This is a genomic window from Methanobrevibacter sp., from assembly GCF_045586545.1.
Classification (GTDB): Archaea; Methanobacteriota; Methanobacteria; order Methanobacteriales; family Methanobacteriaceae; genus Methanocatella.
This window is the reverse complement of sequence record NZ_JAZNAN010000084.1, coordinates 1-21,494: the sequence shown is the minus strand read 5'-3', so window position 1 is coordinate 21,494 and position 21,494 is coordinate 1. Positions and strand designations below refer to the sequence as shown.

The 21,494-nt window shown below is 35.3% G+C and carries 30 protein-coding genes; 21 read left to right on the top strand and 9 right to left on the bottom strand.

Annotated features, from left to right (window positions below):
• The first annotated feature begins 166 nt into the window (after positions 1-166).
• From ACKI3D_RS06595 to ACKI3D_RS06585, 3 genes are all read left to right on the top strand, one after another.
• Positions 167-1,894, top strand: a complete 1,728-nt coding sequence (locus tag ACKI3D_RS06595; protein ID WP_407393116.1) for a Na+/H+ antiporter NhaC family protein — start codon at positions 167-169, stop codon at positions 1,892-1,894.
• Positions 1,895-1,982: 88 nt separating this feature from the next.
• Positions 1,983-2,459 carry a methyltransferase family protein gene (locus ACKI3D_RS06590; protein WP_407393114.1) on the top strand — a complete coding sequence of 159 codons (477 nt, stop codon included), beginning with the start codon at positions 1,983-1,985 and terminating at the stop codon, positions 2,457-2,459.
• A complete protein-coding gene (locus ACKI3D_RS06585; protein ID WP_407393113.1) occupies positions 2,459-3,154 on the top strand; it encodes a class I SAM-dependent methyltransferase in 696 nt (231 codons plus the stop codon). Before ACKI3D_RS06590 ends, ACKI3D_RS06585 begins: the two co-directional genes overlap by 1 nt.
• A gap of 2 nt (positions 3,155-3,156) precedes the next feature.
• On the opposite strand, the gene ACKI3D_RS06580 is transcribed toward ACKI3D_RS06585, so the two are convergent.
• Positions 3,157-3,867 carry a PD-(D/E)XK nuclease family protein gene (locus ACKI3D_RS06580; RefSeq protein WP_407393111.1) on the bottom strand — a complete coding sequence of 237 codons (711 nt, stop codon included), beginning with the start codon at positions 3,865-3,867 and terminating at the stop codon, positions 3,157-3,159.
• 64 nt (positions 3,868-3,931) lie between these two features.
• Here ACKI3D_RS06580 and ACKI3D_RS06575 point away from each other — a divergent pair, with 64 nt between their 5' ends.
• From ACKI3D_RS06575 to ACKI3D_RS06565, 3 genes are read left to right on the top strand one after another with little or no spacing between them, the layout of a single operon-like run.
• Positions 3,932-4,447 (top strand): hypothetical protein, encoded by a 516-nt coding sequence (locus ACKI3D_RS06575; protein WP_407393109.1) that lies wholly within the window; start codon positions 3,932-3,934, stop codon positions 4,445-4,447.
• 16 nt (positions 4,448-4,463) lie between these two features.
• Positions 4,464-5,006 carry a flavodoxin family protein gene (locus tag ACKI3D_RS06570; RefSeq protein ID WP_407393107.1) on the top strand — a complete coding sequence of 181 codons (543 nt, stop codon included), beginning with the start codon at positions 4,464-4,466 and terminating at the stop codon, positions 5,004-5,006.
• A gap of 34 nt (positions 5,007-5,040) precedes the next feature.
• On the top strand, positions 5,041-5,277 hold the full coding sequence (locus tag ACKI3D_RS06565) for a 4Fe-4S binding protein (RefSeq protein ID WP_407393105.1): 237 nt from the start codon (positions 5,041-5,043) through the stop codon (positions 5,275-5,277).
• Here ACKI3D_RS06565 and ACKI3D_RS06560 read toward each other — a convergent pair.
• Together ACKI3D_RS06560 and ACKI3D_RS06555 are read right to left on the bottom strand one after the other, a co-directional pair.
• Positions 5,270-6,052 (bottom strand): NAD(+)/NADH kinase, encoded by a 783-nt coding sequence (locus ACKI3D_RS06560; RefSeq protein ID WP_407393103.1) that lies wholly within the window; start codon positions 6,050-6,052, stop codon positions 5,270-5,272. The two genes, ACKI3D_RS06565 and ACKI3D_RS06560, sit on opposite strands and share 8 nt — an antisense overlap.
• Before the next feature lie 173 nt (positions 6,053-6,225).
• On the bottom strand, positions 6,226-6,522 hold the full coding sequence (locus ACKI3D_RS06555; RefSeq protein ID WP_407393102.1) for a putative quinol monooxygenase: 297 nt from the start codon (positions 6,520-6,522) through the stop codon (positions 6,226-6,228).
• Positions 6,523-6,644: 122 nt separating this feature from the next.
• On the opposite strand from ACKI3D_RS06555, the gene ACKI3D_RS06550 reads away from it, so the two are divergent.
• From ACKI3D_RS06550 to ACKI3D_RS06540, 3 genes are read left to right on the top strand one after another with little or no spacing between them, the layout of a single operon-like run.
• Positions 6,645-7,337 carry an iron-sulfur cluster assembly scaffold protein gene (locus ACKI3D_RS06550; protein ID WP_407393100.1) on the top strand — a complete coding sequence of 231 codons (693 nt, stop codon included), beginning with the start codon at positions 6,645-6,647 and terminating at the stop codon, positions 7,335-7,337.
• Position 7,338: 1 nt separating this feature from the next.
• Positions 7,339-8,337 (top strand): GGGtGRT protein, encoded by a 999-nt coding sequence (locus ACKI3D_RS06545; RefSeq protein ID WP_407393099.1) that lies wholly within the window; start codon positions 7,339-7,341, stop codon positions 8,335-8,337.
• 43 nt (positions 8,338-8,380) lie between these two features.
• Positions 8,381-8,806, top strand: coding sequence for an NUDIX hydrolase (locus ACKI3D_RS06540; RefSeq protein ID WP_407393097.1), 426 nt, complete (start codon positions 8,381-8,383; stop codon positions 8,804-8,806).
• Positions 8,807-8,843: 37 nt separating this feature from the next.
• Here ACKI3D_RS06540 and ACKI3D_RS06535 read toward each other — a convergent pair whose 3' ends face one another.
• A complete protein-coding gene (locus ACKI3D_RS06535) occupies positions 8,844-9,641 on the bottom strand; it encodes an amidohydrolase family protein (RefSeq protein ID WP_407393096.1) in 798 nt (265 codons plus the stop codon).
• A 70-nt stretch (positions 9,642-9,711) separates the two neighbouring features.
• Complete coding sequence (locus tag ACKI3D_RS06530) at positions 9,712-10,362, bottom strand: hypothetical protein (protein WP_407393094.1); 651 nt, start codon at positions 10,360-10,362, stop codon at positions 9,712-9,714.
• Positions 10,363-10,548: 186 nt separating this feature from the next.
• On the opposite strand from ACKI3D_RS06530, the gene ACKI3D_RS06525 reads away from it, so the two are divergent.
• From ACKI3D_RS06525 to ACKI3D_RS06480, 10 genes are all read left to right on the top strand, one after another.
• On the top strand, positions 10,549-11,499 hold the full coding sequence (locus ACKI3D_RS06525) for a malate dehydrogenase (RefSeq protein ID WP_407393092.1): 951 nt from the start codon (positions 10,549-10,551) through the stop codon (positions 11,497-11,499).
• Positions 11,500-11,564: 65 nt separating this feature from the next.
• Positions 11,565-12,806 carry a serine/threonine transporter SstT gene (gene sstT, locus ACKI3D_RS06520; RefSeq protein WP_407393091.1) on the top strand — a complete coding sequence of 414 codons (1,242 nt, stop codon included), beginning with the start codon at positions 11,565-11,567 and terminating at the stop codon, positions 12,804-12,806.
• Positions 12,803-13,246 carry a D-aminoacyl-tRNA deacylase gene (dtd, locus tag ACKI3D_RS06515; RefSeq protein ID WP_407393089.1) on the top strand — a complete coding sequence of 148 codons (444 nt, stop codon included), beginning with the start codon at positions 12,803-12,805 and terminating at the stop codon, positions 13,244-13,246. The genes sstT and dtd overlap by 4 nt, the downstream gene beginning before the upstream one ends.
• A gap of 76 nt (positions 13,247-13,322) precedes the next feature.
• Positions 13,323-14,255 carry a hypothetical protein gene (locus ACKI3D_RS06510; RefSeq protein WP_407393087.1) on the top strand — a complete coding sequence of 311 codons (933 nt, stop codon included), beginning with the start codon at positions 13,323-13,325 and terminating at the stop codon, positions 14,253-14,255.
• Positions 14,256-14,264: 9 nt separating this feature from the next.
• Positions 14,265-14,840, top strand: coding sequence for a zinc ribbon domain-containing protein (locus ACKI3D_RS06505; RefSeq protein WP_407393086.1), 576 nt, complete (start codon positions 14,265-14,267; stop codon positions 14,838-14,840).
• Positions 14,841-14,849: 9 nt separating this feature from the next.
• The gene (locus tag ACKI3D_RS06500) at positions 14,850-15,992 is read left to right on the top strand and encodes a toxic anion resistance protein (RefSeq protein WP_407393085.1); all 1,143 of its coding nucleotides are present in this window, start codon (positions 14,850-14,852) and stop codon (positions 15,990-15,992) included.
• Between the two features lie 8 nt (positions 15,993-16,000).
• Complete coding sequence (locus ACKI3D_RS06495) at positions 16,001-16,432, top strand: hypothetical protein (protein WP_407393084.1); 432 nt, start codon at positions 16,001-16,003, stop codon at positions 16,430-16,432.
• 87 nt (positions 16,433-16,519) lie between these two features.
• Positions 16,520-17,137 (top strand): TetR/AcrR family transcriptional regulator, encoded by a 618-nt coding sequence (locus ACKI3D_RS06490; protein ID WP_407393083.1) that lies wholly within the window; start codon positions 16,520-16,522, stop codon positions 17,135-17,137.
• A gap of 4 nt (positions 17,138-17,141) precedes the next feature.
• Positions 17,142-17,747: a GNAT family N-acetyltransferase gene (locus tag ACKI3D_RS06485; protein ID WP_407393082.1), complete on the top strand. Its 606-nt coding sequence runs from the start codon at positions 17,142-17,144 to the stop codon at positions 17,745-17,747.
• Between the two features lie 5 nt (positions 17,748-17,752).
• Entirely contained in the window at positions 17,753-18,484 is a 732-nt protein-coding gene (locus ACKI3D_RS06480) for a flavodoxin family protein (protein WP_407393080.1), read from the top strand.
• A gap of 2 nt (positions 18,485-18,486) precedes the next feature.
• Here ACKI3D_RS06480 and ACKI3D_RS06475 read toward each other — a convergent pair whose 3' ends face one another.
• Positions 18,487-18,963, bottom strand: coding sequence for a GNAT family N-acetyltransferase (locus ACKI3D_RS06475; RefSeq protein ID WP_407393078.1), 477 nt, complete (start codon positions 18,961-18,963; stop codon positions 18,487-18,489).
• A 60-nt stretch (positions 18,964-19,023) separates the two neighbouring features.
• Here ACKI3D_RS06475 and ACKI3D_RS06470 point away from each other — a divergent pair, with 60 nt between their 5' ends.
• Positions 19,024-19,482: a pyridoxamine 5'-phosphate oxidase family protein gene (locus ACKI3D_RS06470; RefSeq protein WP_407393076.1), complete on the top strand. Its 459-nt coding sequence runs from the start codon at positions 19,024-19,026 to the stop codon at positions 19,480-19,482.
• 1 nt (position 19,483) lies between these two features.
• Here the strand turns inward: ACKI3D_RS06470 and ACKI3D_RS06465 are convergent, their stop codons facing one another.
• Both ACKI3D_RS06465 and ACKI3D_RS06460 read right to left on the bottom strand, forming a co-directional pair.
• Entirely contained in the window at positions 19,484-19,651 is a 168-nt protein-coding gene (locus ACKI3D_RS06465) for a hypothetical protein (RefSeq protein ID WP_407393074.1), read from the bottom strand.
• Complete coding sequence (locus tag ACKI3D_RS06460; protein WP_407393072.1) at positions 19,652-20,191, bottom strand: zinc ribbon domain-containing protein; 540 nt, start codon at positions 20,189-20,191, stop codon at positions 19,652-19,654.
• A gap of 48 nt (positions 20,192-20,239) precedes the next feature.
• On the opposite strand from ACKI3D_RS06460, the gene ung reads away from it, so the two are divergent.
• A complete protein-coding gene (gene ung / locus ACKI3D_RS06455) occupies positions 20,240-20,899 on the top strand; it encodes a uracil-DNA glycosylase (protein ID WP_407393071.1) in 660 nt (219 codons plus the stop codon).
• On the opposite strand, the gene ACKI3D_RS06450 is transcribed toward ung, so the two are convergent.
• Positions 20,896-21,494, bottom strand: a 599-nt coding sequence (locus ACKI3D_RS06450; protein WP_407393070.1) for a hypothetical protein, incomplete at its 5' end; no start/stop codon positions are given. The two genes, ung and ACKI3D_RS06450, sit on opposite strands and share 4 nt — an antisense overlap.

Sequence of the window (21,494 nt, the reverse complement as noted above, 5' to 3'; positions counted from 1 at the left end):
TATGGAACATATTTAAAAAATGTTCATTAATTATTTGTAAATTTTAATTATAATATATTTATATTATTAAAAACAAAATAAAAATGTACATATTAATTTAATTCTTAAATAAAATAGAATTATTGTTTTAATTTAATAAATGTATAGGAAAATGGTGTGATAATAAATGGAAAGAAATATGAAAATAGGATTAATTGCAGCTGTTTCAATTATAGCTCTTTTTGTTTTATCCCTATTGATTTCTTCAGCACCTGCCGATGCGGATAATTCTGTAAGGTTCGGTATTTTAACATTATTACCGCCTCTTGTTGCTATTGCTTTGGCATTCATTACAAAAGAGACAGTCTTATCACTGTTCATCGGTGTATTTGTTGGGGAATTCATGCTTTGTGTAAATGATTTAAACATCGTTTCCACTGCAATCAACGCATTCTTGCAATTAGGTTCAGACGTAATTGCTTGTATGGCAGACCCATGGAATGCAGGTATTGTTCTTCAATGTCTGCTTATTGGAGGTATCATCCAATTGGTAACCAAAATGGGTGGTGCAAAAGCGCTTGCTGATGCATTTGCAAAAAGGGCAAACACTCCTAGAAAAGCTCAATTATTCACATGGCTTTTAGGTTTATGTGTATTCTTTGACGATTACGCAAACTCATTGATTGTCGGTCCTATCATGAGACCGGTTATGGACAAATTACATGTATCTAGAGAAAAATTAGCATTTGTAGTAGACGCAACTGCAGCTCCTGTAGCTGGTATCGCAATCATTTCCACCTGGATTGGATTGGAAATAAGTTTAATCGCTGCCGGTTTCGAGTCTGTAGGCGTAACTAATATTACTGGATTTGGAATATTCTTGCAAACTATTCCATACAGGTTCTATAACATATTCATTTTAATATTCATTGTAATTTCTGCTTTAACCTTATACGAATTCGGTCCAATGAAAAAAGCAGAACAAGCTGCTCGTGCTAGAAAAGAAGACGAAGAAATCATTGTTCCTGAAGCACCTGGTTTTGACGAAATCAAACCTGTTGAAGGCATAAAACTGTCCGTATGGAATGCTATCATTCCAATCGGAACCCTGATTATCGGTGCGCTCATTGCATTCTACTGGAGCGGATACACCACCATTTTAGGTGGAGAAGATCAAGCTCTCATTGCAATCATGCAGAACTCACCTTTATCCTTTGATGGTATCTACACAGCATTGTCCCAATCAGACGCTTCCGTAGCTCTGTTCCAGGCAGCACTTTTAGCTTCAATCGTAGCTATCGTAATGGCTGTCGGTGAAAAAATACTCACCATGGAAGAAGCTATCGGCGAATGGGTAGGAGGTATGAAAACCATTGTAATTACCGGTGTAATCCTTCTTCTCGCATGGTCATTAGGTACAGTTATCGGAAATGTCGGAACTGCTGATTATCTGGTAGGTGTTTTAAGCAATTCAATCCCTGCATTCATCGTGCCGACCCTGATTTTCATTTTAGGTGCTTTGATTTCATTTGCAACAGGTACCTCCTACGGTACCATGAGTATCTTGATGCCTCTGGCAATTCCGCTTGCCTGGGCAATCAGTTCCGGGGACATGGGCTTTACCATCGTCTGTACAAGTGGTGTATTGACCGGAGCTATTTTCGGGGACCACTGTTCACCGATTTCAGATACAACAATTCTCTCATCTATGGGAACAAGCTGTAACCATATTGATCACGTAAGGACACAAATATACTATGCAATCTTCGTTGCATGTGTTGCAATATTCATCGGTTACATCCCAGCAGGTTTAGGAGTCCAATGGTTCATTTCATTACCAATCGGTATCGTTGTACTGTATGTCGGACTTAAATTGTTAGGTGAAAAGGTAGACTTTGAAGAAGTTGAGGTATAATCCCTCACTTCAACTATTTTTTTTATTCATTTCGTAAAAATTTAGGCATACCTAAAAATTTATATATTTCTATTTCTTATATTAAAACATGAAAGAAAATAATCATCTGCCGGTTTTTGGAATCGGTCCTTATCTTATAGGCCTGATAGCAATAGTGTCAATTTTAGCTATACTATTGTCATTGAAAAAGATAATTCCAAATTATCCTACAAATCAGATTATTACTGCTGTTTTAGGAATTGTTTTAATAATTTGCGGGGTGATATTCTGGTCATCAGCAGTTTTAAAATCTAGAATAGATAATAACATAAGAAATAATCAATTGGTGACCACCGGAATCTATAGTATTGTCAGGCATCCGATTTACGCTGCTTTCTTATATGCGATTACAGGTTTTATTGTTATGGCAAATAATCTAATATTGCTGATTTTGCCGGTAATTCACCTGCTGATATTAACATTGGCAATGAAAAGAACAGAAGAAAAATGGTTAATTGATGAATATGGCGATGATTATTTGAATTATTCTAAAAAAGTAAATAGATTCATTCCAAAGGTGATATAATGGGATTTTTTGATAATATGAGAAAACCTAAAGGAAAGCTAGGAAATTTACAGTTAAAATCAATGGACAAGGAACATACTCCAGTCTCTCTATGGGGTTTGAAGCATTTGGATATTGAAGATGATGATGTTATTCTTGATGTAGGCTGCGGCGGAGGAATGAACATTAACCGCATGGCCAAAAAGGCTAAAAAGGTCTATGGTGTAGACTACAGCGAAGAAAGCGTAAAGCTTTCACGTGAAGTAAACCAGGATTTCATTAACAAAGGCAAAGTGGAAGTTCTTGAGGGAAATGTAAAAATGCTGCCGTTTGAAGATAATACATTTGATATAGTAACTGCATTTGAAACGGTATATTTCTGGCCGGATATAGAAAAATGCTTCGGTGAAGTGAAAAGGGTACTTAAGCCTGGAGGAAAATTCCTGATAGGAATGGAATCAAACGGATCCGATAATTTTGCCATGAAATTCTGGAATCATTTCATTGACATGACACTTTACAATGACATTGAAATAACCCAATTTCTTGAAAATAACGATTATTCAGAAATTACAGTATACATAAGGGATGGAAAAAAGAGACAGGAAATCATTAAAAAGATTGGAGGGGAAACCCTTAGAATCGATGATGATTATGATAAGATTTCATTTTCAGACAAATTCCTTGAATGGTTGACAGTCGTAGCCCAAAAATAACATTAATAATATCCATCGCAGATTTCCCTGTAGGTGCAGTATCTGCATAGATATTGTCTGTTTGCAGGGAAATTTTCATTATTTATTTCCCTTCGCACATAGTGCAGGGTATCAATAGCTTCATTAATCTCATTTTCATTTAAATATTTGCGCTTATTTTCCTCATCACAGACATCCAGCAGTCTCAAACGTCCGTTTTTAGTAAAAAATATTCCTACTTGAGAGACCGGTTTGTCCAATACATTTTCAACAAGAAGTTTATAGTAGCACAATTCCCGGCGATACTTGGAAAAGGAACTTGATTTTGAAGTTTTGTAGTCAATTACAATCAATTCGCCATTTTCATCCTCTAAAATTATATCGCAAATGCCGGAAAACCTGTTTACCTCATCCAATAGATACTCTTCCTGGCAGAATAATTTATAGTCATTGTCAATGAAAACTTCTCTAAAAAAAGATGCCAAGTTATCGACGTGTTCATCAATGTCGTATCCTATTTCTTCCTCATGGGCAATTTTAAGAAGTTCGTTTTCAATATCCACATCATCCAGGTCATCTTCAAACTTTTCAGCAAACTTCTCGGCAACCAGATGGACGTCGCTTCCCAAAGCCATGTATTTGTTTTGGGGAACTTCAATCTCATCGATGTATTGAAATTTAAACTCGAGAGGACATTTGAGATATGTGTTGACTTTTGACTTGGATAATTTCATAACTATTAATTTGTTAAAACAATTTTAAATACTTTAAATTCAATATAATATATAAGGAGAATTAATGATGGATTTGAAAAAATTATATGCAGTGCTTATATTATTGATTGTTATCTATGTTGGAATTAATGTCGGTAGCATGGTAATTAATTTAGAGCCTCAACAGGTAGAGGATAATGCTACTGAAAATCTGATTACCGTTGGAGCAAGCAGCTTTCCAGAGATAAAGAACTTTAAAAGCGAAACAATAAATGATACTGCATTGAGTTTAACTGATTCGGAGAAGAATGTGACCATGACCATTTCCGAAATTGACAATTCACGAAGTATTGAAGATATTTTCAATGAGTATGTAGCCAATACCGAGTCCACATCTACTCAAACAATAGATCAGAATGGAACCCCAGCCTACTTTGTTTATTATCAGGGAGAAGAAAGCTACGGTACAAATGTCTTCTTTAACAAAAACGGTCAAAATTACATGATAAGCGGAAATAATATCGATTATAATAGTAGTAATTACTTTATAAACAATTGTAAAAACATTATTGATACAATTGAGATTAATTCAATTAGCTAAAAAGGAGAGTAGTTTTATGAAAATTGTAGCACTTCAAGCAAGTCCACGTAAAGGTGGAAACTGTGACGTATTGATGGATGAAATGATTAAAGGTATCGAGGAAAACGGCGGTGAAGTAGTTAAATTCTACCTGGAAAATGAAGAGATTGCACCATGCAAAGCATGCATGTACTGTGCCGAAAACCCTGAATGCGTACGTGCAGATGACGGAAACAAAATATTGGATGAATTGGTTGCTGCAGATGGTGTAATATTTGCAACTCCAATCTATTATGGTCAAATGTCCGCTCAAGGAAAATTGATTATTGACAGATTCTACAGCATCGGTCAAAATCCTGATAAAAGCTTATCCGGAAAAGCTGCATTGATATTTACCGAAAACCAGCCTGAAGGAACCTATGCCGATTATATTGAACTGACCAAATTCTCACCGTTCACATTTATGGGATATGAAGTAATTGGTCATGTGGATGCTGGAAGCGCAGGTCCTGCCGGAATTGTGGCTGAAGAGCAAGAAGACAAATTAAAAGAAGCTTATGAATTAGGTTTAAAATTCTAAACCTACTTTTTTTTCTATTTTTTGGAGACTTCAAATGGGTCTTGGTTCATTATTCAAAAGAAATAAGAATAAAAAAGAAGAGGAAATTGTCGATTGCCATATCGACATTAACACAGAGGATTGTGGCGGATGTGAAAAATGCAGCATTGCATGCCCCAACAATGTTTTGATAATAGTGGATGATGTATCGACTGTACGTGATCCTCAAGTTTGCAAAAGCTGTAAGGTGTGCATGGCAATTTGTCCTAACGATTGCATTACAGTTAACTGATATTTTCACGTATAGTGTCGATGAAGCTTCTGTTTTCAAGCTTGATTATTTTTGTAACCTTATCTGACTTTTTGATTTTTACTGTATCTTCATCAAAGATTTCAATTGCATGACCATCATATAGGACAAAGGATGTTGTGTTGTCTCTAAGCTCGGTTATCTTGATTTCAACAATTGAATCATCAGACAATACTATGCTTCTGTTGATTACCGTATGCGGTGCTATTGGTGTTAATGTTAGAATTTGAGCTGTCGGATCCACAATAGGGCCTCCACAGGATAAGTTGTATGCTGTTGAGCCGGTTGGTGTACAGACCAGAATGCCATCAGCAGTATATGAATTGATTAGCTTTCCATTGATTGTTGCATCAAATTTAACTACGCCAACGGCGTTTTTTGATATTCCGATTTCATTTAAGGCTTCAGGAATTTTCTCAGTTTCACCATTTTTCCTTATGATTTCGCCTTCAAGCATCATGCGATTTTCAATGTGATATTCCTTGTTTTGAATTTTGATTAATGATTCCTCAATATTTTCCGGATTGATTTCAGTCAGGTATCCCAATGTCCCGGTATTGATTCCGATAATTGGCTTTTCATGGGACAATCTTGATGATTTGAGAAATGTTCCGTCTCCCCCTATTGAAATAATGAATTCCGTTTTGGAAATGTCATCAGTAATGCCAATTTTTAATTTACTACAAATCTTTTCTAATCTTTTTTCAGTTTGGCAAGCAATTTGATTCTGCAGGTCACTTTTAATAAATATTTTCATAATAGAAATTTTGTCCTTATTCTTAATATGTTTTACTTAAAAATAGAGTTAAGGATATTGGTAGAATTATGGAAACAATTAATTTAATAAATTGAATTTTTAAAATAATAAAAAGGAATAAAAAAAGTAGAGTTTTTAAAGTAGCTAATCTACATCAAAAAAATAAAAAGTGATTAGAATTTAATTTCTTCAGCGCCAATAACCTGGATGTCCATATTTTCAACAAATTCTTCACTTTCTTCTCCAAAGTTTAGGAAGTGTGGTGAACCCATATGTTTTTTTAATGCTTCAGGACTTTCCCATTTTTCAACAAAAGTTAATTCATCACTTTCAGTAGATTTTAACAATTGGTAATCAATGTTGCCATCTTCCTGTAAAGTTTCATAAACTAACTCGTTTGCAATTTCTATGATGCTGTCTTGGCATCCTTCTTTAGGTGTGATTTTTGCTAATACTAATATGAAATCCATAACTACTCACCTGATTAATAATATAATTTTCATATTACTTAATGATTATTATGGATTTTTCCAAAAATACATTAATCAAAAAGCAGAAATATAAAAGTAGCAAAAACTTTTGGAGAAAAACGATGATATATTCAACAGAAATTGAAAACATGTGTCCTGTTAGAAAAGGTGCAAATCACGACCCTGCTCCAATTCCTGAAGAGGGGAAATGGGTAAAAGCAAAGCAAATCAGTGATATTTCCGGTTTCACTCATGGTATTGGATGGTGTGCACCGCAACAAGGATGCTGCAAATTAACATTAAACGTTAAGGAAGGTATTATTGAGGAAGCATTGGTGGAAACATTAGGATGTTCCGGTATGACCCATTCAGCAGCAATGGCTGGTGAAATATTGGTTGGAAAAACAATCCTTGAAGCATTGAACACAGATCTGGTTTGTGATGCAATAAACACTGCAATGCGCGAATTATTCTTACAAATTGTTTACGGAAGAACCCAATCAGCATTTTCAGAAGGGGGTCTTCAGATTGGTGCAGGTCTTGAAGATTTAGGTAAAGGCCACAGAAGCCAAATCGGAACAATATATTCAACTAAAGAAAAAGGTCCAAGGTATTTGGAGCTTACAGAAGGCTACATTACCGAAATAGGACTTGACGAGGATAATGAGATTATCGGTTATAAATACATTAACCTCGGTGTCATGCTTGATCAAATTAAGGATGGCGTTGACCCGCTCGAAGCAATCGAAAAGGCAACAGGCCAATACGGAAGGTTTGATGATGCCGTTAAAAAAATAGACCCAAGGAGTGAATAAGATGAGCTTGTTTGAAAGTTATGAAAGAAGAATAGACCAAATCACTCCGGTTCTTGAAAAATATGGAATAAAAGACCTTGAAGAAGCAAAGCAGATTTGTCTTGACAAAGGCTTTGACCCATATGAAATCGTAAAAGGAGTTCAACCTATTTGCTTTGAAAATGCATGCTGGGCATACACACTCGGAGCTGCAATTGCCATTAAACAGGGATGCGTAAAAGCATCAGATGCAGCAAAGGCAATTGGTGAAGGTCTTCAGGCATTCTGTATTCCTGGAAGTGTTGCAGATGACAGGCAAGTTGGATTAGGTCATGGTAATCTTGCTTCAATGCTTTTAAGTGATGAGAGCGAATGCTTTGCATTTCTAGCAGGTCATGAAAGTTTTGCCGCCGCTGAAGGAGCAATAGGTATTGCAAACTCTGCAAATGAAGTAAGGGAAAAGCCATTAAGAGTAATTTTAAACGGTCTTGGAAAAGATGCCGCATTGATCATTTCAAGAATCAATGGATTTACCCATGTTGAAACTGAATTCGACTACTTTACAGGAGAAGTTAAAGTAGTTAATGAAAAGGCATATTCAGATGGTGAAAGGGCAAAAGTAAGATGCTACGGTGCAGATGATGTGCGTGAAGGAGTAGCAATTATGCATTTGGAAGGTGTTGATGTATCCATTACAGGAAATTCAACAAACCCTACACGTTTCCAACATCCGGTTGCCGGAACATACAAGAAGGAATGCATATTGCAAGGCAAAAAATACTTCTCAGTTGCTTCAGGCGGAGGAACAGGAAGAACCCTGCACCCAGACAACATGGCGGCAGGTCCTGCTTCATACGGTATGACCGATACATTAGGCAGAATGCACTCCGATGCTCAATTTGCCGGTTCCTCATCAGTTCCTGCTCACGTAGAGATGATGGGATTAATAGGTATGGGAAACAACCCGATGGTTGGAGCTTCAGTTGCCGTTGCAGTTGCCGTTGAAAAAGCTATGAAATAAGGGATTTATTCCCTTCAACTTATTTTTTTTTAGGTGTTATAATATGTCTACATTATGGGGACTTACAGCAAGAGGAATCTGCGAATTCAATGGAAAAATCTTGCTTTTAAAAATCAGATCACGTTCAGCTCATGACGCTGGAAGATGGGAAATTCCTGGAGGCAAAGTTAAAAAATGCGAATTTTTCGATGATGGATTAAAAAGGGAATTTCTTGAAGAGACAGGTCTTGAAGTTGATGTAGTCTCACTTTATAATGTTGTAAGAAAGGATTATACTGCCTGTAAAACTAATGAAGAAATCAAATCAATCCAATTAGTCATGAAAGTGACTTGTGAGAGTGATGAAGTAACAATTAGTGAAGAGCATGATGATTACGGCTGGTTTAGTTTAGATGAAATCAAAGAGATGATTTCCAAAGACTTGTTAACACCACCAGCAATTGATGCATTTACAAAAAAAAGAAAATAATTAATTTTTCAAAGGTGACAAATGTCACGCTTTGATTTCAATCTATTTTTAATAATTTAGCTGCATTTTCATAAAGAATTTTGGAACGTTCTTCATCTGTCAAGTCAATCTTGTTGAAGTATTCCATTTCACTGATGGATTCCCACATCGGATAGTCAGTACCCCATAATACCTTATCCGCACCATATGCATGTATCAGTTCCAGAGCAGTTTCTGGAGTTAGTGCATATAAGCTAGAGCTTAAGTCTACATAAAGGTTTTCAAATCCAGATAATTGTCGGGTTGCTTCTTCCCACATGCTCCAGCCTGCAAAATGTGCTCCAATAAATGTGATATCTGGAAATTTTTCAAGAAATGCCTTAATCTGCTTTGGGTTGGAATAATTGTATCTGAAGTCTCCGCAGTGAACTAGCATTGGCACTTTGCCTTTGCTTACAACTTCCCCAATTCTAAATGCACGTTCTTCATCCATTGCAAACTGCTGAAAATCCGGGTGTAGCTTTACTCCCTTAAGGCCAAGTTCAATCAGGTAATCGAAATCTCCCTGTATGTCTTCACTATTTGGATGCAAGGTTCCAAAGCCGGTAAATAAGTCAAAATGGGTGTTTACAGCATCAGCAATAAATTCATTGATTGATTTGACCTGTTTAGGTGTTGTTGCAACAGAGTGAACCAGGTAATGAGTCACTCCAACTTCATTGCCGTCTCTTATCAAATCATCTAGTTTGCCATTTAAAGACATATCTAAATCATAAAAATCTCTAATTCCCATTACTGCCTTATCTGCTATTTTTTCCGGATAAATGTGACAATGTGCATTTATAACTTTTTGCATATAGTTGAACCACCTAAAATAATACTGCTATAATATTTGTTTTTAATAATATAAAAGAAAGTTGGTGAAATCAATACAATTTTTCACCAGTGTATAAGTTTTCTTCGGTGTAAATTCTGATTAGCCTATCAATTAAATCATCATACATCAATCTATGGCCTACAGCTCCGCCTTGTGTGGTCTTAACATTATTTAAAGATTTGTCTGAAAATTTTCCACTGTTATTGATAATGTACCACATTCCATGAGGAGTGTAGATGAACAATTCACCTTCTCCTTTATCGAATCCATTTTTGAAGCTGTCTTCAGGGTCATAGATTTTTGTTGAGTGGACAGCTAGCCTTGAGAGATCCTGTTCCGGACGTGTGCCTGTCCTTTCAAAGAGCATTTTCAGCCATTCATAGGATTTGTCCTTGAGGTTTGCTTTTTTAATTGGGTTTTTAAAGGCTTCCTTTACTTTGTTCTGCCTTTTTTCCAGGGTATTGGTAATTCCTAAAATCTCTTCAACTTTTGCGACATCCTTTTCAAGGCATCTGTATCCTTCAGGCCTTCCAGTTACTTGAACGTTTCCTTCAACGAAGTCCATTCTTCTGAAATTTCTGAAATATGGTTTTACCTTTTCGAATTCTTCATCAGGAATTCTTTTGTTCAGTCCATACAGGTATCCATATTCGTTAGCATCATAGCATTTTGTTTCCAATTTCAATTCATCATCAGCCATGTTATCACCGAAATATAATTTAACTTAAAATTTTCAATACATATAAAACTATTGTTAATATTAACAAAATCTAAAAATTATTTAAATGTAATATATTTTGTTTAGTTTTATTAAATTTTATTATAAATTATATAGCATTTTTCTAATCTAGTAAAATACTTTTATAATAAAAACCAATATATAATCATGGTAAAGGTAAGTATTTTCGGATCAACTGGAACAATAGGTAAAAATGTAGCATTTACCCTTGCAAGAGAGGATACGGTTGATGAGATTGTTATGGTTGCAAGACCTGAAAGTCTTGACAAAGTTAAAGGTGAAACTTATGACATGTACGATGCTCTGGCAGCAAGGGATATTGACTGCAGATTGACTCCTACATGTGACTTTAGGGACATTGAGGGTTCCGCTATAGTATTGATTACTGCAGGAATTCATCGTGAAAAAGGAATGAAGAGGCTTGATTTAGCTGTTCCAAATGCAAAAATAGTAGCATATTATTCAAAACAGGTTGCAAATTATGCTCCAGATTCAATTATATTGGTTGCTACAAATCCCGTTGATGTAATGACCACTATTGCTCTTGAAGCTTCAAAATTCGATAAGATGAAGGTTATTGGGGTCGGAAACCATTTGGATTCTTTAAGACTGAAAAATTATTTCTCAAGACAAATTAACATTAACAGTTCCGAGGTTCACACAAGGGTTGTAGGAGAGCATGGGGACAATATGGTTCCACTTTTAAGTTCTACAACAATCGGAGGTATTCCTTTAAAGTATTTCGTGGAATATGTTGATTTAGATATTAGCGGTTTGGTAGAACGGCTTAAAAATGCTGGAAACACTATCATAACCAAAAAAGGAGCAACAGAATATGGTCCTGCTTTTGCGATTTCAAACCTGATTTCAACAATAATTACAGACACCCATAAGGTCTTAACCGTAAGCTGTTATTTGGATGGGGAAGTGGAAAATGTTGAAGACGTTTCATTAGGCGTTCCGGCAGTCATATCCAAAAGGGGAATTGCGATGATTGTACCTATCCATATGAATGATATCGAGAAACGAAGCTTCATAAAGGCGGCAAATACTGTTCGTGATGCAACTTATGAAGTTAAAGAAAATCTTGATTTCTAGGCAATGCTTAAACATAATAACATTGTATCAAAAATATAACATAATTGTTTTTTTAAGGTAATATTATGGATAGATTTATTAAGAAATGGACGGAATCAAGTCTTATTTTAAAGATTATCATTGGATTGGTCATTGGTGCAATTTTGGGTATCGTTGTTCCTCAATGGAAAATTATTGGTTTTCCTGGAGAACTATTTGTTAGTGCTCTAAAGGCGATTGCTCCTATTCTGGTATTTGTTTTGGTGGTTTCTGCAATATCCAAGGCAAGAAGTGGAGTAGGTTCTAGATTTAAAACAGTAATTGTCCTTTATTTATTCAGTACTTTCTTATCAGCGATGGTTGCAATTATTGCAAGTACATTATTCCCGGTTACTATTTATCTTACTGATGCAAGTACAGCTACCGCACCTGGAGGTCTTGGTGAAGTAATGGCAAATATGATATTGTCAGTTGTTTCTAATCCGATTGAGTTATTGGCTCAAGGCCAATATTTAGGAATATTGTTTTGGTCATTGGTATTTGGTATTGCTCTTAAGATGGTTGCAAGTGACACAACCAAGGATGTTTTAACAGATTGTGCAAATGCAGTAACCAAAGTAGTGCATGGAATTATTCAATGTGCCCCTATAGGTATTATGGGATTGGTATTTACATCTGTTTCCGAAAGCGGAATAGGAATATTTACTCAATACGGACAGCTTATTTTACTGCTTGTTGGTTGCATTGCTTTTGTTGCCTTTGTTACAGATCCGATTATTGCTGCTGTAGCTTTAAGGCGCAATCCTTATCCATTAGTATTAACTTGTTTGAGAGAAAGTGGAATCACAGCATTTTTTTCTAGAAGTTCAGCGGCAAACATTCCTGTTAACATGGAATTATGTGAAAGATTGGGACTTGATAGGGATTTCTTTTCAATCAGCATTCCATTAGGTTCGACAATTAACATGGAAGGTGCAGCAGTGACTATTACGGTCATGACCCTTGCAGTTTGCCATACCATGGGAATATCTGTTCCTCTACCTATTACAATTGTTTTATGCATTATTTCAACAGTTGGAGCATGTGGGGCGTCAGGTGTTGCAGGAGGTTCTCTATTGTTAATTCCAATGGCTTGTTCATTGTTTGGAATCAGTCCGGATGTATCAATGCAGGCTGTAGCCGTTGGTTTTATTATTGGAGTTATTCAAGATTCATGTGAAACAGCTCTCAACTCCGCTGGAGATGCATTATTCTCAGCTACTGCAGAATACCATGACAGAATGAAGAATGGAGAGCCCGTAAATTTCTTAGGAGAATTCGCAAAATGAAATTAGTTGTTCAAAGAGTTACAAATGCCAGTGTAGAAGTTGACGATTCTATTGTTGGTGAAATTCAGGAAGGTTTGATGGTTTTAGTCGGTTTTGGCATTACTGACGGTGAAAGGGAAGCCGATTATCTTGCCAAAAAACTGACCAAATTAAGGATTTTTCAGGATGAAAACGGAAGGATGAACAAGTCAGTAAAGGATATTGGGGGAAAGCTTTTGCTGGTTCCGCAATTCACTTTATATGCATCAACCAAAAAGAACAGACCTTCTTTTCACAAGGCACTTGATCCTGAAAAAGCTACTGAACTGTTTGATTATTTTGCAGGCAAATGCAGCGAGACAGTTGATGTTGAAACAGGTGAATTTGGCGCATTCATGAAAGTTCAGCTTTTAAATAATGGCCCCGTAACAATTCTTCTGGAAAAGGAATATGATGAATAATAACAATTTGAATACATATATTTAATAAGGAAAAAGTTAAATATATTTTTACTTGAATTCTTGGAGAACTAGATAAATGACTATTGATGGTAGAAAAACTATTGAAATTCAAAGATTGAATACTCCCTTAACCATTAAAGACTCCAGGGCTTATGATCGTCATGGAAATCTATTGAACTGTACTGAAACTCTCTCTGATGTTAGATTCATCATTGAGCCTAAAGAAAATATCCTAACCGATGATGAAATTTTACAGTATGCACATGACTCTAAAGCCGCTTCTGAAATCAGGTTGAAAAGGGGAATTGGTGAAATTTCTGATGTATTGCTCATTAATGAATCATTGCCATGGATTTTTGCTTTTTATTATGTAATTTTAGCTTGCATAGCCATTCCTATTGTATATTCAGGAAACAAGTTTAACATGTTTATAATTCTAGTTTTAGCTCTTATTCCATTAATCTACTCATATAAAGTATTTAATTTGAATAATTATATGGAAAATAAACCTGATAAACCAAAAGTTTCTATTAAGGAAAAAATTAAACCAAAAACTACAAATATGGAGCAAGCCAAAACAGAAGTTGAACAACCGATTGTTGAGGATGTAGGTCTTGAATCACTCAAGAAATATAAAACTGAAGTGCATAATCTGAAAGTACTGTTTGATCTTAAAGAGGAGATAGTAAAAGATTTAATCGAAAAACGCTTTGAACCACCTCAAATTACTTATGACAAGTTCATTTCAATGATTGATACTTCACACAAGTTGTTCTACAATCAGCATGACAGTGCATTGAACATTATTAAATTTGCAGCTGAAGACACTCCAAGGGTAGAAAGTGAAATTCAAAATAAGATAGATTCAATGCATAAAATCATTAATCTGCTTGAAGATTTGACAAATGAATTGGTAATCAATATCAATGACGATGGCGAATCAACTGAAGAGGTTAAAAATCTATTGGAAGAAATGGAAAACCTAATAGGTTCTGTAAAGGAGTATTAAGGTGATAAAATGAGTAAAAGTTGTCCAAAATGTGGAACACAGACTCCGGATGATGCAAAATTCTGCGGCAGTTGTGGATATAATTTCGAAGCTGCAGCCGGTTCTAAAAACTCAAGCATATTCAAAAATGGAAAAATATTTCTAATCTTAATTGCGGCTGTAGTAATCATTGGTGCGGCATTCATTCTCACTTCAGAACCAGGAGGCAATGACAGTTCCGGTAATGCAGATGATGCTAAGCATGTTGATTTGACAATATCTGAAGTAAGCGGATGGCAGAGTGATTCTGGAAAGAAAAGTTATACCCTATATACTGAAGCATTATTCAATAAAGTTCCTTCAGATTTAAAGGGGTATCTGATTAAAACAACCTACTACGATGAAAATGATACAAAGATAGGTCATGAAACTGAAAAATTGCAAAATGTTTATTATGATTCTGATTATGAAATAAGCTTTGGATTTTATGATACCTACACAAAACCTAATCCTGATCATGTTAAAGTTGAAATTATAAAAGACGGTAATGTTATTGACAGATATACTGAAAAAATTGATAAAAATAAAATAGAGTTCTTAAATTAGGTGATAAAAATGGCTGAATTTTCCCTAAATGTCGATGAAATTAAAAAAGATGTTGAAACAAGTTTAAAAGATGAAGAAGAAAAATTAGAAAATTCCAATCTCAAAGACCAGGCTCAGGAAAATGCGACTGCAATATTTGAAAGTGATTTGAATAACCCTCAGGAAAGGGAACAAATCCTAAAACCTTTGGATAACTTCGGGTTAAATGAAATGTCAAAATCTGCATCCCACAATGAAATGCTGGCCTCAAGATTTGTTGATTTGACAAAAGGCGGAAAAGATGCAGACAATATCAGTGAACAGCTGCTTGAACTCAACCGCCAAATGAAGGATTTGGACCCAAGCAAAATTGATTTCACTAAGAAAGGCGTTTTAGGAAATATAATGAATCCTGTAAGGAAATACTTCGCCAAATATGAAAAGGCAGAAGTTGCAATTTCCGATATTGTACAATCCCTTGAAAAAAGCAGTAAGGTTCTTCAAAACGACAACACCACTCTTTTAAACGAGGAAAATTACTTAAGAGAAATTACCAATAAACTTCTGGCTGACATTGAACTTGGTAAGAAGATGGATGAATCCATCGAGGCCCAAATTCAGGCTGCTGAAATCGAAGGTGTTGATCCGGATAAAATTGCATTTGTCCGTGAAGAGGTTCTCTTCCCGCTCAGACAAAGGATTATGGACATGCAGCAGATGATTGTTGTCAACCAGCAAGGAATCGTTTCCCTTAATGTTATCAGACGTAACAACAAAGAATTGATTAGGGGTGTAAAAAGGGCACAAAATGTCACTGTTTCAGCTTTAAGAACTGGTGTAATGGTTGCAAGTGCACTTTATGACCAAAAAATCGTTATGGAAAAAATCAATATCCTAAACCAGACTACCGAAAACATTATTGGAACTACTTCACGTATGCTCAAGGAGCAGGGAAGTGAAATCCAAAAGCACAGTGCTGAGACCATGATTTCTCCTGAAGTTCTAAAGGCTTCATTTAATGAGGCTCTTCAAGCTATTGAAGATGTAAGCACTTATAAGGAACAAGCACTTCCAAAAATGAAAGAAACCATACAAATGTTTTCAGATTTAGCGGATGATGGACAAAGAGTAGTTAAGAAAATAGAAACAAGCAATGACAATTTAATTGAATAGGCAAAATTATGGCATTGACAGAGCAAATAAAAAGATCATGGTGGGTAATCCTTTCATTTATTATGATGTTAAATGGATTTGGATTTGTATACATAGGATTAAAACACTATAACAAAAATTGGGTTTTAGAAGGCATTACCTATGAGATTCCATGGTTTTTTTATTTCATTTTTTTTGCCCGGTATGGCTATCCAAACGCTCCGGTATCAGCCATTTTGACCATTTCCTTTTTATTGTTGCTAGTTAGTATTGTCAGATCCATTTGGGTTGCCATTAAACTTGGAGATGTGTATGACAATAATGAAAAATATACCATTCAACAGACTGCTCTAAATTCCCACAAAGAGGTTCAAAACAACAGCAATGACTCACCTGCATGGGCCTGTTGTCTTTGTATTTTTGGTTTGATTGCTTTGTATGCTTTAGTTTCATTATTCTAGATTTATTCAATCTACTTTTTTTGATAATATTTATATAATGTAAGGACAGATATATTATTTGAAATTAAAACTAACAAGTGTTCGTCTATGTCAAAAGTTTCAAATAAGGAAAAAATTTTCAATGTATCGATTGATCTTTTCTCTGAATACGGATATGATGGAGTATCTATCAGACAAATTGCAAGAGAAGTAGGCATAAGGGAAAGTTCAATATACAATCATTACAAAAGCAAGGAATCAATTCTTGAAGAAATATTGGACTATTATATTTATCAAATGTTGTCAGAAGAGATTCCTTTAGATGATGCCAGCGATAATCTGGATGTTGGTTTTGATTATTTTTACGAACAGGGCTTGAATGCATTCGCTTCCCAGCTTAAAATTGAAAAGATGTCTAAAATTACAAGGATAATCCTAATCGAATCATATCACAATGAAAAGATTAGGGAATTTTTGAAAAATAGCATATTAAATGAAGCCATTAAAGGATGGATTGATTTATTTGAGTTAATGAAATCAAAAGAATTGATTCGAGAGGATGCAGATACAATACAATTGGCAGAATCCTTCTATAAGTATGGGCTGTTCCTTTTGTATGAACACTACATTATCAATTACCCTGAAGATGATGAACAATTCATTGAAGAGTTAAGGGAAAAGTCAAGAAATCATATTAAACTGATTTATGAATCCATGAGGAAATAGAAGCATGAAAATTAGATTAGAGCAGGAAAAGGATTATTTGGAAGTTGAAGAACTTGTGAGAAATTCATTCTGGAATATATATCGGCCAGGCGCTTTTGAACATTATATTGTGCACCAATTAAGGGAGGATAAATGTTTCCTCGATGATTTGGCATATGTCATTGAAGACAACGGTAAGATTATAGGCCACATCAATTATTCGACAGGTTGTATTGATTATGGAAATGAAAAAATTGATGCTGTAGTATTGGGTCCGATAGCAATTGATAAGGATTCGCAAAATCAGGGATTGGGTTCAAAATTGATTGAATTTACATTAACAATAGCTCAAGATGAATTTCCATTTGTTTTTGTCATCGGAGATGAGCATTACTATCAGAGATTCGGATTTGAAAGTGCTTCCAAATATAATCTCTATCTTGAAGGAACGGATGTCAATGAGGAAAATCCATTTTTCATGATTAAGATATTTGATGTAAGCAAATTAAGAAAAGATACGGGAATATTTCACAATCCGGAAGTGTTCAATGTAGATGAAAATGAAGTTGATGAATTTGATAAAAGATTTGAATATAAAGAAAAACTAGTTTTGGAAGGTCAATTGGAGTAGATATTATGAAATATGTAATAATTAACGGTTCACCTAGAAAGAAAAATACCTGGAAGATGGTTGAACAGGCAAAATCAAATTTAGATGGGGATTTTGAAGAGATTCATTTAATGGCAGAACAGATTCATCTTTGCAGAGGATGTTTTAACTGCATTATGGAAAGCGAAGAAAACTGCCCGCATCATGATAAAGTCAAATCTATTGTAGATAAGATTTATGATGCAGATGGAATTATTATTGCGTCTCCCGTTTATGCAATGAATGTTCCTGCTCTTTTAAAGAATTTCTTTGACCATACTGCATATTTATATCATAGGCCTGAATTTTTCACCAAAAAGGCATTGATAATCGTATCTACTGCCGGAGCAGGCCATAATGATGTTGCTAAATATATTGATGAGACCCTAAGGCATTGGGGTGTAAATAAATGCTATAAAATTACATATAGATGCGGCGGAAAGGATTCAATCGATGAGGATAACATTAATAAAATTTCTCAAAAATTCAGAAAGGATGTTGAATCAGGTAAGTTTCACAGTCCAAAATTTTCAGACATTATATTTTACAATGTTTGGAGGGCAATGGCTTTAACTGAAGATCCTATTGAACCGGATAAAAAATTCTGGTTCGATACAGGTCTGGTAAACCATGATTTTGCACCGGAAGTAAAATTGAATCCAGTAAAAAAAGCATTCGCGAAATTAATGTTTTTCGTATTAAAAAGAGTGATGAAGTGATATTAGTCACGAGCAAACTCTTTTAGTTCATTACCTGTCAGGTGGAAGACTTCCCAATCCTTTTGTTTTGCACCTAGTGACAAATATAAATCTATACTAGGTTGATTCCATGAAAGGCAGGTCCATTCAAATCTTCCGTAGCCTCTCTCAACTACGATTTTTGCCAGTTTTTTAAGCAATGCGGTTCCATATCCCTTTCCGCGATACTCAGGATCTACAAACAAATCTTCCAAATGGAGATTGACATTTGAAATATATGTTGAAAAGCTTAAGAAGAACAATGCAAAACCAACTTCCTTACCGTCTTCGAGAGCAAAAATGACTTCAGCTTGATTTTTATCGAAAATCCATTTTTCCAGTTCCTCTTCAGTTGCAATTACTTCATCCAATCTTTTTTCATAATCCGCCAATTTTTTGATGAATTCCAAAACCAGGGGAGTATCCTCTCTTGTTGCATTTCTAAATGTTAACTCGCTCATAATATCAACCTAATAATATTTATGTCTAGGAAAATATAATAAGTTAACATGTTTAGGAATATGAGGAGAAAAAACAGGCAGTTGTCCGATGAGGAATGTATTGAGATATTAACCAATGAGCCAAGAGGGGTGTTGGCTCTTTTAGGCGATTACGACTATCCATATACTGTTCCAATGAGTCATGTGTATGTGGACGGAAAAATCTACTTCCATGGAGCGCAAACAGGCCATAAGCATGATGCCGCCAAAAAGCATGAAAAGGTATCATATTGTGTTGTCGATAAAGGTGTTAAAGCTGAAGACAGCTGGTGGTATACATTCAGAAGCGTTGTAGTGTTTGGAAAAATTAGGATGTTGAGTGATAAGGATGAAAAAATAGATAAGTTAACATATCTTGGAGACAAGTTTTTCCCTACTCATGAGGAAACTGTAGATGAAATCAATCGCTTATTGGACAAAACTGAAGTTTTTGAAATAACAATTGACCATATGACCGGCAAATTGGTTGAAGAAAAATAGCTTATTTTCGGTTGAAATTGCTTTTCAATATGCATTGCTCTATGAATTGCCTGTATTCATCTTCAGTAATCTTATTGGTGAGCAGTTTGATTGCAAGCTCTGAAATGTTATCCCTTGAATGCAGCAAGTGACATTCGCCATCAATGAAAAGATAATATGGAATATTCATCTAAACATCTCCAATTACTTTTACATCGTCAAATGCATCATAATCAGATACATATACCATGCAGACTTTATCCTTCATTCCAAAGACAAAGGAATAGCTTTCATCATCATATTTTTGATAATATCCGCTGTAACCCAGCATTTTGGTTGGAGAGCCTCCGACTCTTGATGCAACCTCCTGGCTGTCAATGCCTTCACCGGGGGTTCTTGAAACTCCAATTTCTATATATGTATCGTCATTGCTCCATCCCATTGCACTTGATTTTACATTTTCATCATAGCTGACTTCAGTTCTTGACGGTTCGTTAACGTAATCCGCTGGAATTTCAAACTGAACATTGTCGACAGTAACGATTTGAGTTTGAGGGGTAAGTATGAGAAAAGAGATTGCAACAATTGCTATTATTGCAATAATTATTAATGGAATTTTATATTTCTCTAAAAAGTTTCTGTTTGGTGTAATGACTTTGCTGCCGCAATTCGAGCAGAACACATCACTCTCTTTGAGTTTTACACCGCAGTTTCTACAATACTTTTCCATTTTCAAACCTCAATTATTATATATAGATTGATTGACAAAATAATCTTTATGATTGGAAATGACTGGGATTTGGTCCTTGAAGATGAATTTAATAAGCAATATTTTACTGAAATTAAAGAATTTGTAGATGAGGAGTACGCACACAAAACCATCTATCCACCATATGAAGAGATTTTCAATGCTTTTAAGCTTACTCCATTAAGCAACGTTAAAGTCGTCATTTTAGGCCAAGACCCCTATCATGAGGAAGGCCAAGCACATGGTCTTGCCTTTTCGACTCCTGAGGGCAGGCCAATTCCAAGGTCTTTAAAAAACATCTTTAAAGAAATCAATGCAGAATATGGATATCCCATTCCCGAATCGGGATGTCTTGAGTCATGGGCAAAAGAGGGAGTATTCCTGCTCAATACAGTTTTGACGGTTGAAGCTGGAAAGGCCAATTCACACAGCAAATGCGGCTGGCAGACCTTCACTGACAATGTAATCAAAATCCTAAATGAACATGATGAACCTATAGTATTCCTGCTTTGGGGAAAACAGGCTGAAAAGAAAAAAGAATTGATTACAAACCCCAATCATCTTGTTTTGATAACTTCCCATCCTTCTCCATTTTCAGCAAGAAGAGGTTTTTTAGGCTCCAATCATTTCAGACTGGCCAATGAATTTTTAAAAGAAAATAATAAAAAGGAAATCAACTGGAAAATCTAGATGAACATTCCCATATTTACTCCACCTGATCCTACTGATACGAATCCGTCAGGTCCGTCATTTGAACTTGGATAATCATATCTTTGGGATTCAATGGCATCAATCAGTTCATATTGCTGATACTCTTCTTTTAAGATACTATAAAATTCTTTGTGAGAGTAATCTGATTTGGAACAGCTTTTAACGACTTCCTTGATTGTTGGAGTGATGTTATGTCCAAGCCAATTGATATAGTAGAATTCCTCACCTGATGAAAACCACAAAATGGAATTGTTGGTATCGTCATATCTGTCAGTATAGGTGAAGTGGATTGCATCATGGCCTGCAACCTTAACCTTCTCTTCATGGTATTGGTTAATAAAATAGCCATATAAGCTCATAATATTCGGATTGACATAACGGATAGTGAATACGTCAATGTTCTCATCATATTCATATATGTCAAAGTCACTGTTGTATGGATTTTCGTATTGGGGAGGAATCTTGAATTCTTCATAACCCACTTTTGCTGTAGTCCAGTTTGATGAATCGATTGCACAAACACAGCCCATTAAAAGGAACAATAACAGTGAAGATATTACAAGTTTTTTAATCA

Bases quoted from the DNA above. Each gene is read 5' to 3' on its own strand.
- ACKI3D_RS06595 (WP_407393116.1), top strand. From the start codon at position 167: ATGGAAAGAAATATGAAAATAGGATTAATTGCAGCTGTTTCAATTATA.
- ACKI3D_RS06590 (WP_407393114.1), top strand. From the start codon at position 1,983: ATGAAAGAAAATAATCATCTGCCGGTTTTTGGAATCGGTCCTTATCTT.
- ACKI3D_RS06585 (WP_407393113.1), top strand. From the start codon at position 2,459: ATGGGATTTTTTGATAATATGAGAAAACCTAAAGGAAAGCTAGGAAAT.
- ACKI3D_RS06580 (WP_407393111.1), bottom strand. From the start codon at position 3,867: ATGAAATTATCCAAGTCAAAAGTCAACACATATCTCAAATGTCCTCTC.
- ACKI3D_RS06575 (WP_407393109.1), top strand. From the start codon at position 3,932: ATGATGGATTTGAAAAAATTATATGCAGTGCTTATATTATTGATTGTT.
- ACKI3D_RS06570 (WP_407393107.1), top strand. From the start codon at position 4,464: ATGAAAATTGTAGCACTTCAAGCAAGTCCACGTAAAGGTGGAAACTGT.
- ACKI3D_RS06565 (WP_407393105.1), top strand. From the start codon at position 5,041: ATGGGTCTTGGTTCATTATTCAAAAGAAATAAGAATAAAAAAGAAGAG.
- ACKI3D_RS06560 (WP_407393103.1), bottom strand. From the start codon at position 6,052: ATGAAAATATTTATTAAAAGTGACCTGCAGAATCAAATTGCTTGCCAA.
- ACKI3D_RS06555 (WP_407393102.1), bottom strand. From the start codon at position 6,522: ATGGATTTCATATTAGTATTAGCAAAAATCACACCTAAAGAAGGATGC.
- ACKI3D_RS06550 (WP_407393100.1), top strand. From the start codon at position 6,645: ATGATATATTCAACAGAAATTGAAAACATGTGTCCTGTTAGAAAAGGT.
- ACKI3D_RS06545 (WP_407393099.1), top strand. From the start codon at position 7,339: ATGAGCTTGTTTGAAAGTTATGAAAGAAGAATAGACCAAATCACTCCG.
- ACKI3D_RS06540 (WP_407393097.1), top strand. From the start codon at position 8,381: ATGTCTACATTATGGGGACTTACAGCAAGAGGAATCTGCGAATTCAAT.
- ACKI3D_RS06535 (WP_407393096.1), bottom strand. From the start codon at position 9,641: ATGCAAAAAGTTATAAATGCACATTGTCACATTTATCCGGAAAAAATA.
- ACKI3D_RS06530 (WP_407393094.1), bottom strand. From the start codon at position 10,362: ATGGCTGATGATGAATTGAAATTGGAAACAAAATGCTATGATGCTAAC.
- ACKI3D_RS06525 (WP_407393092.1), top strand. From the start codon at position 10,549: ATGGTAAAGGTAAGTATTTTCGGATCAACTGGAACAATAGGTAAAAAT.
- sstT (WP_407393091.1), top strand. From the start codon at position 11,565: ATGGATAGATTTATTAAGAAATGGACGGAATCAAGTCTTATTTTAAAG.
- dtd (WP_407393089.1), top strand. From the start codon at position 12,803: ATGAAATTAGTTGTTCAAAGAGTTACAAATGCCAGTGTAGAAGTTGAC.
- ACKI3D_RS06510 (WP_407393087.1), top strand. From the start codon at position 13,323: ATGACTATTGATGGTAGAAAAACTATTGAAATTCAAAGATTGAATACT.
- ACKI3D_RS06505 (WP_407393086.1), top strand. From the start codon at position 14,265: ATGAGTAAAAGTTGTCCAAAATGTGGAACACAGACTCCGGATGATGCA.
- ACKI3D_RS06500 (WP_407393085.1), top strand. From the start codon at position 14,850: ATGGCTGAATTTTCCCTAAATGTCGATGAAATTAAAAAAGATGTTGAA.
- ACKI3D_RS06495 (WP_407393084.1), top strand. From the start codon at position 16,001: ATGGCATTGACAGAGCAAATAAAAAGATCATGGTGGGTAATCCTTTCA.
- ACKI3D_RS06490 (WP_407393083.1), top strand. From the start codon at position 16,520: ATGTCAAAAGTTTCAAATAAGGAAAAAATTTTCAATGTATCGATTGAT.
- ACKI3D_RS06485 (WP_407393082.1), top strand. From the start codon at position 17,142: ATGAAAATTAGATTAGAGCAGGAAAAGGATTATTTGGAAGTTGAAGAA.
- ACKI3D_RS06480 (WP_407393080.1), top strand. From the start codon at position 17,753: ATGAAATATGTAATAATTAACGGTTCACCTAGAAAGAAAAATACCTGG.
- ACKI3D_RS06475 (WP_407393078.1), bottom strand. From the start codon at position 18,963: ATGAGCGAGTTAACATTTAGAAATGCAACAAGAGAGGATACTCCCCTG.
- ACKI3D_RS06470 (WP_407393076.1), top strand. From the start codon at position 19,024: ATGAGGAGAAAAAACAGGCAGTTGTCCGATGAGGAATGTATTGAGATA.
- ACKI3D_RS06465 (WP_407393074.1), bottom strand. From the start codon at position 19,651: ATGAATATTCCATATTATCTTTTCATTGATGGCGAATGTCACTTGCTG.
- ACKI3D_RS06460 (WP_407393072.1), bottom strand. From the start codon at position 20,191: ATGGAAAAGTATTGTAGAAACTGCGGTGTAAAACTCAAAGAGAGTGAT.
- ung (WP_407393071.1), top strand. From the start codon at position 20,240: ATGATTGGAAATGACTGGGATTTGGTCCTTGAAGATGAATTTAATAAG.